15 protein-coding genes are annotated in these 12,968 nt (G+C 71.8%); 6 read left to right on the top strand and 9 right to left on the bottom strand.

What is annotated here, in order from left to right:
- Positions 1-214 precede the first annotated feature (214 nt).
- On the top strand, positions 215-1,684 hold the full coding sequence (locus CP973_RS33485) for a sensor histidine kinase (RefSeq protein WP_150250654.1): 1,470 nt from the start codon (positions 215-217) through the stop codon (positions 1,682-1,684).
- A 401-nt stretch (positions 1,685-2,085) separates the two neighbouring features.
- On the opposite strand, the gene CP973_RS33480 is transcribed toward CP973_RS33485, so the two are convergent.
- Complete coding sequence (locus CP973_RS33480; protein WP_003983230.1) at positions 2,086-2,343, bottom strand: WhiB family transcriptional regulator; 258 nt, start codon at positions 2,341-2,343, stop codon at positions 2,086-2,088.
- A gap of 320 nt (positions 2,344-2,663) precedes the next feature.
- Complete coding sequence (locus CP973_RS33475; protein WP_150247546.1) at positions 2,664-3,632, bottom strand: diacylglycerol/lipid kinase family protein; 969 nt, start codon at positions 3,630-3,632, stop codon at positions 2,664-2,666.
- Between the two features lie 82 nt (positions 3,633-3,714).
- Here CP973_RS33475 and CP973_RS33470 point away from each other — a divergent pair, with 82 nt between their 5' ends.
- Positions 3,715-4,314, top strand: a complete 600-nt coding sequence (locus CP973_RS33470; RefSeq protein WP_244410177.1) for a hypothetical protein — start codon at positions 3,715-3,717, stop codon at positions 4,312-4,314.
- A gap of 196 nt (positions 4,315-4,510) precedes the next feature.
- Here the strand turns inward: CP973_RS33470 and CP973_RS33465 are convergent, their stop codons facing one another.
- The 4 genes from CP973_RS33465 to CP973_RS33450 all read right to left on the bottom strand — a co-directional run bounded on the left by CP973_RS33465 (position 4,511) and on the right by CP973_RS33450 (position 7,049).
- Positions 4,511-5,446: an RNA polymerase sigma factor SigF gene (locus CP973_RS33465; protein WP_150250652.1), complete on the bottom strand. Its 936-nt coding sequence runs from the start codon at positions 5,444-5,446 to the stop codon at positions 4,511-4,513.
- Between the two features lie 43 nt (positions 5,447-5,489).
- Positions 5,490-5,903 (bottom strand): ATP-binding protein, encoded by a 414-nt coding sequence (locus CP973_RS33460; RefSeq protein ID WP_003985353.1) that lies wholly within the window; start codon positions 5,901-5,903, stop codon positions 5,490-5,492.
- 270 nt (positions 5,904-6,173) lie between these two features.
- Positions 6,174-6,662 carry a GNAT family N-acetyltransferase gene (locus CP973_RS33455; protein ID WP_150247545.1) on the bottom strand — a complete coding sequence of 163 codons (489 nt, stop codon included), beginning with the start codon at positions 6,660-6,662 and terminating at the stop codon, positions 6,174-6,176.
- 126 nt (positions 6,663-6,788) lie between these two features.
- Positions 6,789-7,049 carry a UBP-type zinc finger domain-containing protein gene (locus tag CP973_RS33450; RefSeq protein ID WP_150247544.1) on the bottom strand — a complete coding sequence of 87 codons (261 nt, stop codon included), beginning with the start codon at positions 7,047-7,049 and terminating at the stop codon, positions 6,789-6,791.
- A gap of 110 nt (positions 7,050-7,159) precedes the next feature.
- On the opposite strand from CP973_RS33450, the gene CP973_RS33445 reads away from it, so the two are divergent.
- Positions 7,160-8,764, top strand: a complete 1,605-nt coding sequence (locus CP973_RS33445) for a Na+/H+ antiporter (protein ID WP_150247543.1) — start codon at positions 7,160-7,162, stop codon at positions 8,762-8,764.
- Between the two features lie 26 nt (positions 8,765-8,790).
- Here CP973_RS33445 and CP973_RS33440 read toward each other — a convergent pair whose 3' ends face one another.
- The 3 genes from CP973_RS33440 to CP973_RS33430 form a co-directional block, all read right to left on the bottom strand.
- Positions 8,791-9,741: a 1-aminocyclopropane-1-carboxylate deaminase/D-cysteine desulfhydrase gene (locus tag CP973_RS33440; protein ID WP_150247542.1), complete on the bottom strand. Its 951-nt coding sequence runs from the start codon at positions 9,739-9,741 to the stop codon at positions 8,791-8,793.
- A 19-nt stretch (positions 9,742-9,760) separates the two neighbouring features.
- A complete protein-coding gene (locus CP973_RS33435; protein WP_150247541.1) occupies positions 9,761-10,354 on the bottom strand; it encodes an N-acetylmuramoyl-L-alanine amidase in 594 nt (197 codons plus the stop codon).
- A gap of 156 nt (positions 10,355-10,510) precedes the next feature.
- Positions 10,511-10,744 carry a hypothetical protein gene (locus CP973_RS33430; RefSeq protein WP_003985347.1) on the bottom strand — a complete coding sequence of 78 codons (234 nt, stop codon included), beginning with the start codon at positions 10,742-10,744 and terminating at the stop codon, positions 10,511-10,513.
- 106 nt (positions 10,745-10,850) lie between these two features.
- Here CP973_RS33430 and CP973_RS33425 point away from each other — a divergent pair, with 106 nt between their 5' ends.
- The 3 genes from CP973_RS33425 to CP973_RS33415 all read left to right on the top strand — a co-directional run bounded on the left by CP973_RS33425 (position 10,851) and on the right by CP973_RS33415 (position 12,821).
- The gene (locus CP973_RS33425) at positions 10,851-11,606 is read left to right on the top strand and encodes a helix-turn-helix domain-containing protein (RefSeq protein ID WP_167538558.1); all 756 of its coding nucleotides are present in this window, start codon (positions 10,851-10,853) and stop codon (positions 11,604-11,606) included.
- Positions 11,607-11,616: 10 nt separating this feature from the next.
- Positions 11,617-12,528, top strand: coding sequence for a glutaminase (locus tag CP973_RS33420; RefSeq protein WP_150247540.1), 912 nt, complete (start codon positions 11,617-11,619; stop codon positions 12,526-12,528).
- 68 nt (positions 12,529-12,596) lie between these two features.
- Positions 12,597-12,821 (top strand): hypothetical protein, encoded by a 225-nt coding sequence (locus CP973_RS33415; protein ID WP_150247539.1) that lies wholly within the window; start codon positions 12,597-12,599, stop codon positions 12,819-12,821.
- The last annotated feature ends 147 nt before the right edge of the window (positions 12,822-12,968 follow it).

The following is a 12,968-nucleotide window of genomic DNA, read 5'->3' as shown; positions in this document are numbered from 1 at the left end:
CAGTCAGGGCAGAGAGCGCTCGGACCTCTATCCGCCCTCCTGTGCGGGGAGAGCGGAGGTTCCGCAGGTTCTTGGCGGGATACCGCGGGCCTGACGGCCGCCCTCGCGGGCTGCGATACCCAACTCATTGTGGACTAGACCATTTAGATCTGTCCATGCCCTTGCACGGGCAACACCCCCACCGTACGCCGGTAGGCTCCAGGGCGTGCCCTCCATGAACGATCTCGTACGCCAGCACACCGCCCTCAGCGACTCCGACCTGGAATGGCTGCACCTGCTGGTGTCGGAGTGGCAGCTGCTCTCCGACCTCTCCTTCGCCGACCTCGTCCTGTGGGTCCCCACCCTCGACGGCACCCGGTACGTGTCCGTCGCCCAGATGCGGCCCAACACCGGGCCGACCTCCTACCAGGACGACATGGTCGGCCACCTCGTTCCGCGTGGCCGCCGGCCGATGCTCGACTCCGCCCTGGACGAGGGACGGATCGTACGCGAGGGCGACCCCGAGTGGCGCGAGGAGGTGCCTGTACGGGTCGAGTCGATCCCGGTGCGCCGGGAGGGCCGGGTACTGGGAGTGATCGCCCGGAACACCAACCTGCTGACCGTGCGGACACCGAGCCGGCTGGAGCTCACGTACCTCCAGAGCGCCTCGGACCTCGCGCAGATGATCGCCGCAGGATCCTTTCCCTTCCCCGGCCAGCAGGTCGACATGGACGCCTCGCCGCGCGCCGGCGACGGGCTGATCCGGCTCGACGCGGACGGCGTCGTCCAGTACGCCAGCCCGAACGCGCTGTCCGCGTACCACCGCCTGGGCCTCGCCGCCGACCTCGTCGGCCACCACCTGGGCCGGACCACCGCCGAACTCGCCCCCGCACGCGGCCCGGTGGACGAGGCGCTGGTCAAGCTGGCCAGCGGATGGGCGCCGCGGGAGTTCGAGGTCGAGGGGGACGACGGGGTGATCCAGCTGCGCGCCATCCCGCTCAAGCCCAAGGGCACGCACATCGGTTCGCTGGTCCTGCTGCGCGACGTCACCGAACTCCGGCGGCGCGAACGGGAACTGATCACCAAGGACGCCACCATCCGGGAGATCCACCACCGGGTGAAGAACAACCTGCAGACCGTCGCCGCGCTGCTGCGCCTCCAGTCCCGCCGGATGGACTCCGAACAGGGGCGCGAAGCACTCAACGAGGCGGTGCGCAGGGTCGGTTCGATCGCGATCGTGCACGAGACGCTGTCCCAGAACCTCGACGAGCGCGTGGAGTTCGACGAGATCGCGGACCGGGTGCTGGCGATGGTCGCGGAGATCGCGCCGGGCGCCGTGACCGCCCGCCGCACCGGCCGCTTCGGCATACTCGACGCCGAGGTCGCCACCCCGCTCTCCATGGTCCTCACGGAGGTCCTGCAGAACGCCCTCGAACACGCCTTCGTCCCGGGCGACCAGGGGTCCGTCGAGGTCGGCGCGGTGCGCGGCGGCAGCCGTACGGAGCCCCGCCTGCTGGTCACCGTCCAGGACAACGGCCGCGGCCTGCCGGACGGGTTCGATCCGCACCGGGCCGGGAACCTCGGGCTGCAAATCGTACGCACGCTGGTGGAGGGTGAGTTGGGGGGAAAGTTCGACATGGTGCCCGGCGCCGAACGGGGCACTCAGGTGATTCTCGACATTCCCGTACGAGCGGAGAAGCACTGATGAAGCCGCCGCTCATCAAGTGAGCGGCAGCCGAAAGGAATTCGGGAAGGAATACGGGAGAGAAGTCCGCGCGGACGGCCGGGTCGCCCCACCGCCGTACAGCAGATCGACGTAACGAAAGAGTGACGGCGACGGCGGCGAATGGACGACGGTGTGGCGGTGCCGCGCATTCCCGGACGGGGAGAGGCGCGGGGCGTGGACCGGTGGCGGGTCGGTCCGGACCTGGGGGCGGTGCCGTGAATCCCGGCCTGCCCGTGGTGTGAACAGCAGTAAGCCCCGGACCCATCTGGTCCGGGGCTCAAAGCTCACGTTGCGTGGGGGGCTCCCAGGCGCCCGGGGCGCTGGGGGAGCGGTGGGGGTACTGCGCGCTGCGGCTCGGGGGCCACGGGGGGCGTCTGCGGTCAGGCGCTGGCGTTGCGCGCCCGGTTGCGAGCTGCACGGCGCTTCATGGCGCGGCGCTCGTCCTCGCTGAGGCCACCCCAGACACCGGAGTCCTGGCCGGACTCCAGCGCCCACTGCAGGCACTGCTCCATGACGGGGCAGCGGCGGCAGACGGCCTTGGCTTCCTCGATCTGCAGCAGCGCAGGACCGGTGTTGCCGATGGGGAAGAAGAGCTCGGGGTCTTCCTCGCGGCAAACGGCGCGGTGACGCCAGTCCATGGCTGCTCCATCTCCTCGTGTGACGGGATCGTTGCTTGTGAATGTGAACGCTTTCACGAATCCCTCCACAAGGGAAGGGCCGAACCCCAGTTGAGAACTGGTGCGGTCCTGAGAATGAGGAGGGGGATTCGGGCTCTCAAGGGGGCCGGTAGAAACGGCCGTCCCGATCGCCATGAAGAGAGTCGCAAACCTCGGCGGCGGATACAACCCCTTCCGGAAACTTTTTTTTGATTCCTTGGTGTCGCCTAGGTCACAGCCGTACTTCTAGGGGGTGGAAGTCAGCCTAAACGTTCGACTGAAAGGACTTTAGGCCCTACTGCTCACACAATCACACGCAGTGCACGGCGAACGCCTGTGAACGTCACGCTCGTACGGAGTCCCAGGTGGTCGCCGTCCATCTGGAAGGGCAGTGGCGCCTGCGAATGCAAGGTGAAGTCCGTCAAGTCATGGAGCGAGACCACATGCTTGCCACGGGGGCCGCGCTCCGGTGTTGACGTCAGGAGCTGCGTCGCGTAGCGCGTCACCGCGGTCGCGGAGAGTTTCGACAGGGCGAAGACGTCCAGGGCCGTGTCGAAGGACGCCGCGGGCGCCGGGTAGACCGGACGGTTGCCCAAGTAGGTCCAGGGGGCGGTGTTGCAGATTATCGACATGACCAGGTGTTCCACCGGGTCCTCGCCCGGCCGCTCCAGGGTGATCGTGCCGTGCCGGCGGTTCGACTCGCCGGCGTACTGCCGCAGCACCTGCCGCATGTAGAGCGAGTGCGTCGATCGCTTGCCGCGCTCCCGCTGCTGTTCGACCCGGCCGACCACCCCGGCGTCGAAGCCGAAGCCCGCGCAGAAGGTGAACCAGCGGGCCGGCACGCCCTCGTCGTCGCTGCCCGGGGTGCCCGCCGCCAGCCCCAGGCCGACCGTGCGCTCGCTGCCGTCACGCAGCGCGTCCAGGAGGGCACCGGTCGCCTCGACCACGTCGTTCGGCAGACCCAGGGCGCGGGCGAAGACATTGGTGGAGCCGCCGGGGACGACGGCGAGGCGGGGCAGCGCCTCGGGGTCGGGGCCGTGGGTCAGCAGACCGTTGACGACCTCGTTGACCGTGCCGTCGCCGCCGAGCGCCACGACCAGCTCGATCTGACCGCCCTCCGCGGCCTGCCGGGCCAGGTCGCGGGCGTGCCCCCGGTACTGCGTCTCGGCGACCTCCAGCTTCAGGTCGCTGGCCAGCGCGTGGGTGAGCACTTCACGCGTACGCGCACTGGTGGTGGTAGCTGCGGGATTGACCACGAGAAGTGCGCGCATGTGATGCAGGGTACCTACTTGCCGGTACCCGACCCACTCCCTGCCCGCCGTGCGGAGGGCACCCCGGGGCTACCCTGCTGGGGTGAGCAGCAAGCAGAAGCGCCCCGCGGCCAAGGCGGCCCGGCCCACCCGGCCGGCCGAGGCGACGCGGGGCGGCAAGCCGGACGGAACGGACGCACGGGCCGCGGGCGCGAAGGGCGCCTCGTCCGCCAAGGGCGCCCGGACGGGCGACGGCGGGAAGAAGGCCGCGACCGGGTCCGGCAAGGCCGCCGACGCCGCTGCCGGGCCGAGCGGACCCCGGCCGGGCCGGATCGCCGCCGCCGCGGTGCTCACCGCCGTCGAGGGCCTGGCGCTGGCCGCGCTCGGCGTCTACATGCTCGTCATGGGCCTGGCCGGCTCGCCCGACAGCCCCCGGCAGGCGGAGATGGGCGGCCTGACCGTGCTGGCGCTGGCGGCGCTGCCGCTGGTCGCGGCGCGCGGGCTGTGGCTGCGCCGCCGCTGGAGCCGCGGGCCCTCGCTGATCACCCAGATCGTGGCGTTCCCGGTGGCCTGGACGCTGGTGAACGGCGGCGGCGCGCTGATCGCGGCCGGCATCGGCCTGGCGGTGGTCGCCGTCGCGGTGCTCGCCCTGCTGGTGAACCCGACCGCCACGGAGGCGCTGGGGATCGCGCCCCGCGACTGAGCGCCCGTGCCCCAGGGCGGTGGCCCGTCCGTACCTCATCCGTACCGGGCGCGATGGCGGCGCGCGGCGGCCGTACGGGCGGGCCGTGGCCGTACGGGCGGTACGCACGCCGCCGGGCCGCCGTCGGGCGGCCGACGTACGGCGCCCCGGGCTCCTGGTGAGACCGGGGCGGTGGCCGACGACGGAAGGGGTGGGCTCACTCCTCCACGAGGAGCTTGTCGCGGAGCTGGGCCAGGGTGCGGGCCAGCAGACGGGAGACGTGCATCTGCGAGATGCCGACCTCCTGGGCGATCTGCGACTGGGTCATGTTGCCGAAGAAGCGCAGCAGCAGGATCTTCTTCTCGCGCGGCGGCAGGTCCTCCAGCAGCGGCTTGAGGGATTCGCGGTACTCGACACCCTCCAGCGCCTCGTCCTCGGCGCCGAGGGTGTCGGCGACGGCAGGCGACTCGTCGTCGGTGTCCGGCACGTCCAGGGACAGGGTGCTGTACGCGTTCGCCGACTCCAGGCCCTCCAGGACCTCTTCCTCGGAGATCGCGAGGTGCTCGGCGAGCTCGTGGACCGTGGGGGCGCGGCCGTGGCGCTGGGAGAGCTCGGCGGTCGCGGTGGTCAGCGACAGCCGCAGCTCCTGGAGGCGGCGGGGCACCCGGACCGCCCAGCCCTTGTCGCGGAAGTGCCGCTTGATCTCGCCGACGACGGTGGGCGTGGCGTACGTGGAGAACTCCACGCCGCGGTCCGGGTCGAAGCGGTCCACGGACTTGATCAGGCCGATGGTGGCGACCTGCGTCAGATCGTCCAGCGGCTCGCCGCGGTTGCGGAAGCGCCGGGCCAGGTGCTCGACCAGCGGCAGGTGCATGCGCACGAGCGCGTTGCGCAGTTCGGCGCGCTCCGCCGAGCCGTCGGGCAGCTTGCGCAGCTCGTAGAACATCGCCCGCGCGCCGCTCCGGTCATGGGGGTCGTGAGGGTCATGAGGGTGGTGCGGGGTGTGCGGATCGCGCTCGTTCCGCCTGTGCTCGCTGTGGTCCATGTGGTCCGCCCGCTCTGCCTGCTCCGCGTCCAACCGGCCGCCGTGGTCATCCGCGCCCACCGGTTGCGGCCGGGCATGCTGCTCGGGGATGGCCACACCGGGCGCCATCCGCGTGCCGCGTTCGAGATCCTTCACGGGGCCCCCTGTTCGGTCATGACGGTCCGGGACCGGCGCCGCGCTCCTTGTACAGGCTGATCGTGACCGTACGGTCCTCCGCGACGGTGGAGTCGACCTTGCCGGCCAGCGCGGAGAGCACCGTCCAGGCGAAGGTGTCGCGCTCGGGGGCGCGGCCGTCGGTCGTCGGGGCCGAGACGGTCACCTGCAGCGCGTCGTCGATCAGGCGGAAGACGCAGCTCAGCACGGAGCCCGGCACGGCCTGTTGCAGAAGAATCGCGCACGCCTCGTCCACGGCGATGCGCAGATCCTCGATCTCGTCGAGGGTGAAGTCCAAGCGGGCTGCGAGGCCGGCCGTGGCCGTACGCAGCACCGACAGGTAGGCACCCGCAGCGGGCAACCGGACTTCCACGAAGTCCTGGGTCCCGGGCTCGCCTGCGATCTGGGACACCCTCACCTCCAAGGTGACACAAGCTGGTTGAGCTGATATTCGCGCCGGTCGCGGCCCCTCTCGCGAACAAGAGGGGAACGCTCCGGCGCGGCACGTGGTTCGCCTGCGACGCTATCGCGATCTGCGGGGCGATGTCGCCCGGAAGAGGCAGGGCCGACCTCCGGCGCGACGGCTTGTCCCGCAGCGTCCCGCAGTCCTACGACTGTCACTCATTGTAAGCCTACGGGTACGGACAGTGGCTAGGGGTCTGCACTGCCAAATCGAAGCTGATTACGCTGCGTTGACGTTCGAGACGCCCGCAAGGTTGCGCAGTGCATCTCCAGTGAGCCGGAAGACGGTCCATTCGTCCATGGGTTCCGCGCCGATCGACCGGTAAAAACCGATGGACGGTTCGTTCCAATCCAGGACTGACCACTCGAAACGTGCGTAGCCGCGCTCCACGCATATCTCCGCGAGGGCCGCCAGCAGCGCCTTGCCGTGGCCGCCGCCGCGGGCCTCGGGGCGGACGTAGAGATCCTCCAGATAGACACCGTGCGTGCCCGTCCACGTCGAGAAGTTGCGGAACCACAGAGCGAAGCCGACGGGGCTCCCGGCGTCCTCGGCCAGGAGCGCGAAGACGGCCGGGTGCTCGCCGAAGAGGGCCTCGCGCAGCTGCGCCTCGGTGGCCTTCGCGGCGTCCGGCTCCCGTTCGTACGCGGCCAGCTCGCGGATCATCGTGTGGATGACGGGAACGTCGTCGACCGTCGCGGTGCGGATCATGCCTGAAGGCTAGCGGGCGGCACCGACAATCGGCCGCGGGGTCCGGGATTCGGCCCGGAGGCCGGTCGGGCGCCCTTCCGGCCCCCCTTTCCGGGCGCCCCTTTTGTTCGGCTTCCGGCGCCTTCGTCAGACGAGCATCTCGTCGACGAAGCACCACCGCCAGGACTCGCCCGGCTCGTACGAGCGCATCACCGCGTGGCCGGTCGCCGCGTAGTGGGCCGTGGCGTGCCGGAACGGCGAGGAGTCGCAGCAGCCGACGTGTCCGCACTCCAGGCACAGCCGCAGCTGTACGGGATGGCTGCCGACCGCCCGGCACTCGGGGCAGGTGTCGGTCAGCGGGGCCGGCTCGGGGCGCGGCAGTTCGGGAACGTGCGGGCACTCGCTCATGATTGCCAGGTTAGATCGCACCGGCGGGTACGGCACGGATGGCCGCCACGGTGACCGGGACGGCACGGGCCGGCCCGGCGGGACGGGACGGGACGGGACGGGCGAGGCCGATGGACGTGATGCCACTTCTGCTGCTGGTCGCGGGAAGCGCGGCGGTCGCCGGGGCCGCCCGGCGCACGCCCGTGCCCGTGCCGCTGCTGCTGGTCGCCGCAGGGCTGGCCGCCTCGTACATCCCGGGCGTACCGGACTACACCCTCGACCCGCACATCGTGCTGCCGCTGCTGCTGCCCCCGCTGCTGCACACCGCCGCGCTGGAGAGCTCCTACCTGGACCTGCGGGCCAACCTGCGGCCGGTGGCGCTGCTGTCGGTCGGCTATGTGCTCTTCGCGACGGTCGTCGTCGGGTACGTCGCGTACCTGATGATCCCGGACCTGCCGCTGGCGGCGGCGCTCGTGCTGGGCGCGGTGGTCGCGCCGCCGGACGCGGTGGCCGCCACCGCCATCGCCCGCAGACTGGGCCTGCCGAACCGGATCACGACGATCCTCCAGGGCGAGTCGCTGGTCAACGACGCGACCGCGATCACCGCGTACAAGGTGGCGGTGGCCGCGGCCGCCGGGGTGGGCGCGACCTGGACCGACGGCATCCGGGAGTTCGCGGTCGCCGCGCTGGGCGGCATCGGGGTCGGGGTGGTGCTGATGATCCCGCTGCACTGGCTGCGCTGCCGGCTGCGGGACGCGCCGCTGCTGGAGAACACCCTGTCGCTGCTCATCCCGTTCGTGGCCTATCAGGTGGCCGAGGAGTTCGGGGCGTCCGGAGTGCTGGCGGTCGTCGTGGTCGCCCTCTATCTGGGGCACCGGTCCTGGCAGGTCGACTTCGAGACGCGGCTCCAGGAGGAGGCCGTGTGGAAGATGGTCTCCTTCGTACTGGAGTCGTCGGTGTTCGCGCTCATCGGCCTGCAACTGCCGGTGGTGCTGCGCGGGCTGGGCGAGTTCGGCGGCGGGGAGGCGGCCTGGTACGCGGTCATGGTGTTCGTGGTGGTGGTCCTCGCGCGCTTCGTGTGGGTGTTCCCCGCGACGTTCGTGCCGCGGGTGCTCTCGGAACGCATCCGCACCCGCGAGCCCGCCACGAACTGGAAGGCGCCCGTGATCGTCGGCTGGGCCGGCATGCGGGGTGTGGTGTCGCTGGCGATCGCGTTCTCCATCCCGATGACCCTGCACGGCTCCGACGAGGGGTTCCCGGCCCGCAACCTGGTGCTCTTCCTGACCTTCACGACGGTCATCGGCACGCTCGTCGTCCAGGGGCTCACGCTGCCGCCGCTGATCCGCGCGCTGCGGCTGCCGCAGCGGGACGTACGGGGCGAGACGCTCGCCGAGGCGCAGGTGCAGAACGAGGCGTCGCGGGCCGCGGAACAGCGGCTCGACGCGCTGCTGGAGGACCCGCGCAACGCGCTCCCGGGCCCGCTGGCCGACCGGCTGCGTACGGTCCTGGAACGGCGGCGCAACGCCGTGTGGGAGCGGCTGGGGACGGTCAACGAGGTGACGGGGGAGTCGGCGGACGACACGTACCGGCGGCTGGCGCGGGAAATGATCGACGCCGAGCGGAAGGTGTTCGTCCGGATGCGGGACGAGCGGCGGATCGACGACGAGATGATGCGGACGCTGCTGAAGCGGCTGGACCTGGAAGAGGCGGCGGCGTACCGGGAGGGGGCCGATTAGCGGGCTCGTCCGAGCGCCGCATGGCCTTACCGGGCGCGCCTGTCAGGGGGCTTCTCCCAGGGCGCGCCCGTGACGACGGCGGTGACCGTCGTACCGGGGGCGAAGGCCCCCTCCTCGGCCAGGGTGGTCAAGCCCAGGAGGAGCTTCGCCACGTAGAGGCGCTCCACGGGGACGCCGTGCCGGGACTCGAAGTCCGCTGCGAAGGCGTCCAGTTCGGGGGTGCGGCGGGCGTAGCCGCCGCAGTGGAAGCGGGCGTCCAGGTCCCAGGTGCCGCGCCGGCCGCCGAAGGCCGCGTGCTGGAGGCGTTCGGTGTCGGCGACGAGGAAGTGCGGGCTGCCGCCCTTGAGTACGGGGATGCCGAGGGCCCGCTGCTCCGGCGCCAGCCCCGCGGCCAGGCCCGCCAGGGTGCCGCCGGTCCCGCAGGCGACGGCGGCCACGTCGGTCTCGCCGCGCAGTTCCCGGCCGAGGGCCGTACAGCCCTGGGCGGCGAGCGCGTTGCTGCCGCCCTCCGGGACCACGTAGTGCGGGCCGAAACGTTCGCGCAGCTCCGCGGCGACCTCCGGTTCGGCCTTGCGGCGGTAGGTGGCACGGTCGACGAAGTGCAGCCGCATGCCGTCGGCGGCGCAGCGCGCCAGGAACGGGTTGAGCGGCTTGCCGGCCAGCTCCGCGCCCCGTATGACGCCGATCGTCGCGAAGCCCAGCAGACGGCCGGCCGCGGCGGTGGCCCGCAGGTGGTTCGAATAGGCGCCGCCGAACGTGAGCAGGGTGCGCTCCCCGGCCGCGGCGGCCGCCCGCAGGTTGGGCTCCAGCTTGCGCCACTTGTTGCCGGGCAGCTCGGGATGTATCAGGTCGTCCCGCTTGAGGAGCAGCCGCACACCGCGGCGCGCGAACCGCTCGTCCTCGATCCGCTGGAGCGGGGACGGCAGCCGCGGCCGCAGTGCGGCGAGCCCGGGGGCGGGGGTGGTCACGCGACCCATTGTCGCGTGCCGGCGGGGGCTACTTCAGCCGGGCACCGATGCGGGCGCGCATGTCCTTCATCGTGAAGCCCTTGGGGTCTATCTTGTCGGCGCGCCACTCCAGGTGGCCGATGACGGAGTACTCGTTCCAGCCGTGGACGCGGCACAGCGCGGCCGCGGCCTTCTCGACGGCCTCCAGCTGGGCCTCGGGCCAGGGGTCCCGGCCGTCACCCAGGTTCTCGCACTCGAAGCCGTAGAAGTGGACGTTGCCGTCGGCGTTGTACTGGTTGGTGGGGGGCAGCTGCTTCTTCTCGGCGATCACGGCGTTCAGGACGTCCCGGTCGCCGCTGCCCGCGTGGTTGCTGCGGCCGCAGCCGACCAGGTGGACCCGGCCGTCCTTGGTGATCACGCCGTGGCACAGCGGGCCGGGCAGCGCGGAGGTGCCGTCGTAGCACAGGCGGACCGTCTCGTCGGTGCCGGACGTGACGGTGTGGTGGATCACCACACCGTGCACCGGTCCCCAGGCGCCGTGGCCGTTGCGGTTGTGGGTGCGCCACTCGCCGACCTCGACGACCTCCAGGCCTTCGTCTCTGAGGGCCTTGAGGAAGGTGTTCGCGGACATGGGTGGGGCCATGGCCGACTCCGTTCGGTGCGCGGCGGCCGCCGACCGCGCACCGCCTCGTAAAACGCTTGTACTGGAACGTCAGGTCCCAGGCCAGCCGTTCGTCGCGTGTGCGAGCGGGTGAGCGAGCGGTTTCAGCCGCTTTCCACCACTTTTTCCCCTCCTTTTTCAGCCGCGCAGGAAGCCGTCGCCATGGGTGGCGATATGGGCTTCCAGCGCGCTCAGCGCTTCCTGGGTGGCCTGGGCGGAGCCGCTGCCGCGGCGCTCGGCGTAATAGGCCGCGCCCAGCTTCTTCAGCAGGTCGTTGCCCGCCCGCTGCTGCTGGACCTCGTCGACCTTCTGCTTGCCCTGATTCAGCGCGCTCTGGGCCTGCTCCTTGGCGCGGTCGAGAAAGCCTGCCATTGCTGCCTCCGTGAGGGTCGGGGGAGGGGCGTACGGCCCGCTGGTCACGGGCCGTACCCGATCAACGGACCGGACGTTACCCGCGTTCCCGTGCCAGGCTGGGGATATGAGCGCGAAGGGGGACGACGGCGTGCGCCGGGGCGCGGACGCGGAGCGCGGCGGGTACCGCGAGCGGGCCTCGCGGCTGCCCGGCGCGGTCGTCTGGGCGAAACGGGTGCCCGGCGGCGTGCCGGCGGCGCCGCAGCGGGTGCTGCCCGACGGCTGTACGGACCTGCTGTGGATGGACGGCCGCCTGACCGTGGCCGGACCCGACACCACCGCCCACACCCCGGCCGTCCGGCCCGGCTCCCTCGTCGTCGGGCTGCGCTTCGCCCCCGGTCAGGGGCCCGCCGTCGTCGGCGTACCGGCCCACGTACTGCGCGACCGGCGGGTGCCGCTGGAGGAGCTGTGGCCCCGCGACCGGGTGGCGCGGCTGGCCGGGGCACTGGCCGGGACCGGATCACCCGGAAGAGTGCTGGAGGAGATCGCCGTGGACCGGCTGCGGGCGGCGGACGACCCGCCCGACCCGGCGCGCGGCCTGATCGCCGCCGCGCTCGCCGACGGCCGTCCGGTGGCGGAGGTCGCCCGGTCCGTCGGCGTCGGCGAGCGGCAGCTGCACCGCCGGTGCCTGGCGGCGTTCGGCTACGGCCCCAAGACGCTGGGCAGGGTGCTGCGCCTGGTGCGCGCGCTGGAGCTGGCCCGTGGCGGCCTGCCGTACGCGGACGTGGCGGCCCGCGCCGGGTACGCGGACCAGGCACACCTGGCACGCGAGGTGAAGGCGCTGGCAGGGGTCCCGCTGGGGGTGCTGGTGGCCTCGGGTTAGCGTGTCCGTCATGGACTACCAGGCCGTTCTTGAGGAGGTAGCGGCCTTTGCGAGGCCGTATGTCGGACATGGGCAGGTTGCCGATTACATACCGGCGCTGGAAAAGGTGCCGATGGACCGCTTCGGCATAGCGGTCGCCGACATCAACGGCGAGGTCTACGGGGTGGGGGACTGGGAGGTCCCGTTCTCCGTGCAGTCCATCTCGAAGACGTTCTCGCTGGCGCTGGTCATGGCCAACGACAACGACGACATCTGGAAGCGGGTCGGCCGCGAACCGTCGGGCACCCCGTTCAATTCGCTCGTGCAACTGGAGTGGGAGAACGGCGTACCGCGCAACCCCTTCATCAACGCGGGCGCGCTGGTCGTCACCGACCGCCTCCAGACGCTGACCGGCGACGCCAGCACCACGATGCTGCACTTCCTGCGCGAGGAGAGCGGCAACCCGGACCTCGCCTTCGACCAGGCGGTGGCCGACTCCGAGGCCGACCACGGCGACCGCAACGCGGCGCTCGCGCACTTCATGGCGAGCTTCGGCAACCTGGAGAACCCGGTCCCCAGCGTCATCGAGCACTACTTCTGGCAGTGCTCCATCGAGATGAGCTGCCGCGACCTGGCGGCGGCCGGCGGATTCCTGGCCCGGCACGGGCTGCGCGCGGACGGCAGCCGCCTGCTGGAGGCGCGCGAGGCCAAGCGGATCAACGCGGTGATGCTGACCTGCGGCACGTACGACGCGGCCGGCGAATTCGCCTACCGGGTCGGACTGCCCGCCAAGAGCGGCGTCGGCGGCGGCATCGTGGCGGTCGTGCCGGGGCGCTGCACTCTGTGCGTGTGGAGCCCCGGGCTGGACAGCCGGGGCAACTCGGTGGCGGGCGCGGCGGCGCTGGACCACTTCACGACGCTGACCGGCTGGTCGGTGTTCTGAGCGGGCCCGCCGCCGGGTAGCGGGCGGCCCCCGCGCGGCGCATCGTGGGGGCGAGGAGGTGTGGCGCCATGGAGCACGAGATGCGCGCGGAGTACGCGGACGGCGGCTCGCCGCGGAAGCCGGACGCGCCGGTCAGGATGTGGCACATGGTGCGGCTGGACAGCACCCTGTCCATGTGCGGACGTGAACTGCAACCGGACGCGGCGGTGCAGTCCGCGGACGCCTGGGGCACGTCCGCGGCCGAACCCTTCTGTCACTCATGCGGGGCGATGTATCTGCGGGAAGTGCCGTAGCGGGGGCGGCCCGGCCACGGGGACGGCCCGGCGCGCCACGGCCGCTCCCGCTCGCGTACTCCCACGTCCGGGCGCCACGGCCGCTTCCGCCCCCCCCGTACCCCCACGTCCGGGCGCCACGGCCGCTTCCGCCCCCCCGTACCCCCA

Origin of the sequence: Streptomyces albofaciens JCM 4342, assembly GCF_008634025.1 — a bacterium.
In the GTDB taxonomy this organism is placed as follows: Bacteria; Actinomycetota; Actinomycetes; order Streptomycetales; family Streptomycetaceae; genus Streptomyces; species Streptomyces albofaciens.
Note: the sequence above shows the minus strand (reverse complement) of the source record. Positions and strands in the feature narration are given on the sequence as shown.

What these genes read in the sequence shown, in the direction of transcription:
- CP973_RS33420 (WP_150247540.1), top strand. Translation starts at nt 11,617, where the DNA reads ATGGACTACCAGGCCGTTCTTGAGGAGGTAGCGGCCTTTGCGAGGCCG.
- CP973_RS33440 (WP_150247542.1), bottom strand. Translation starts at nt 9,741, where the DNA reads ATGGGTCGCGTGACCACCCCCGCCCCCGGGCTCGCCGCACTGCGGCCG.
- CP973_RS33475 (WP_150247546.1), bottom strand. Translation starts at nt 3,632, where the DNA reads ATGCGCGCACTTCTCGTGGTCAATCCCGCAGCTACCACCACCAGTGCG.
- CP973_RS33485 (WP_150250654.1), top strand. Translation starts at nt 215, where the DNA reads ATGAACGATCTCGTACGCCAGCACACCGCCCTCAGCGACTCCGACCTG.
- CP973_RS33415 (WP_150247539.1), top strand. Translation starts at nt 12,597, where the DNA reads ATGGAGCACGAGATGCGCGCGGAGTACGCGGACGGCGGCTCGCCGCGG.
- CP973_RS33465 (WP_150250652.1), bottom strand. Translation starts at nt 5,446, where the DNA reads ATGGCGCCCGGTGTGGCCATCCCCGAGCAGCATGCCCGGCCGCAACCG.
- CP973_RS33435 (WP_150247541.1), bottom strand. Translation starts at nt 10,354, where the DNA reads ATGGCCCCACCCATGTCCGCGAACACCTTCCTCAAGGCCCTCAGAGAC.
- CP973_RS33480 (WP_003983230.1), bottom strand. Translation starts at nt 2,343, where the DNA reads ATGGACTGGCGTCACCGCGCCGTTTGCCGCGAGGAAGACCCCGAGCTC.
- CP973_RS33455 (WP_150247545.1), bottom strand. Translation starts at nt 6,662, where the DNA reads ATGATCCGCACCGCGACGGTCGACGACGTTCCCGTCATCCACACGATG.
- CP973_RS33430 (WP_003985347.1), bottom strand. Translation starts at nt 10,744, where the DNA reads ATGGCAGGCTTTCTCGACCGCGCCAAGGAGCAGGCCCAGAGCGCGCTG.
- CP973_RS33445 (WP_150247543.1), top strand. Translation starts at nt 7,160, where the DNA reads ATGGACGTGATGCCACTTCTGCTGCTGGTCGCGGGAAGCGCGGCGGTC.
- CP973_RS33450 (WP_150247544.1), bottom strand. Translation starts at nt 7,049, where the DNA reads ATGAGCGAGTGCCCGCACGTTCCCGAACTGCCGCGCCCCGAGCCGGCC.
- CP973_RS33425 (WP_167538558.1), top strand. Translation starts at nt 10,851, where the DNA reads ATGAGCGCGAAGGGGGACGACGGCGTGCGCCGGGGCGCGGACGCGGAG.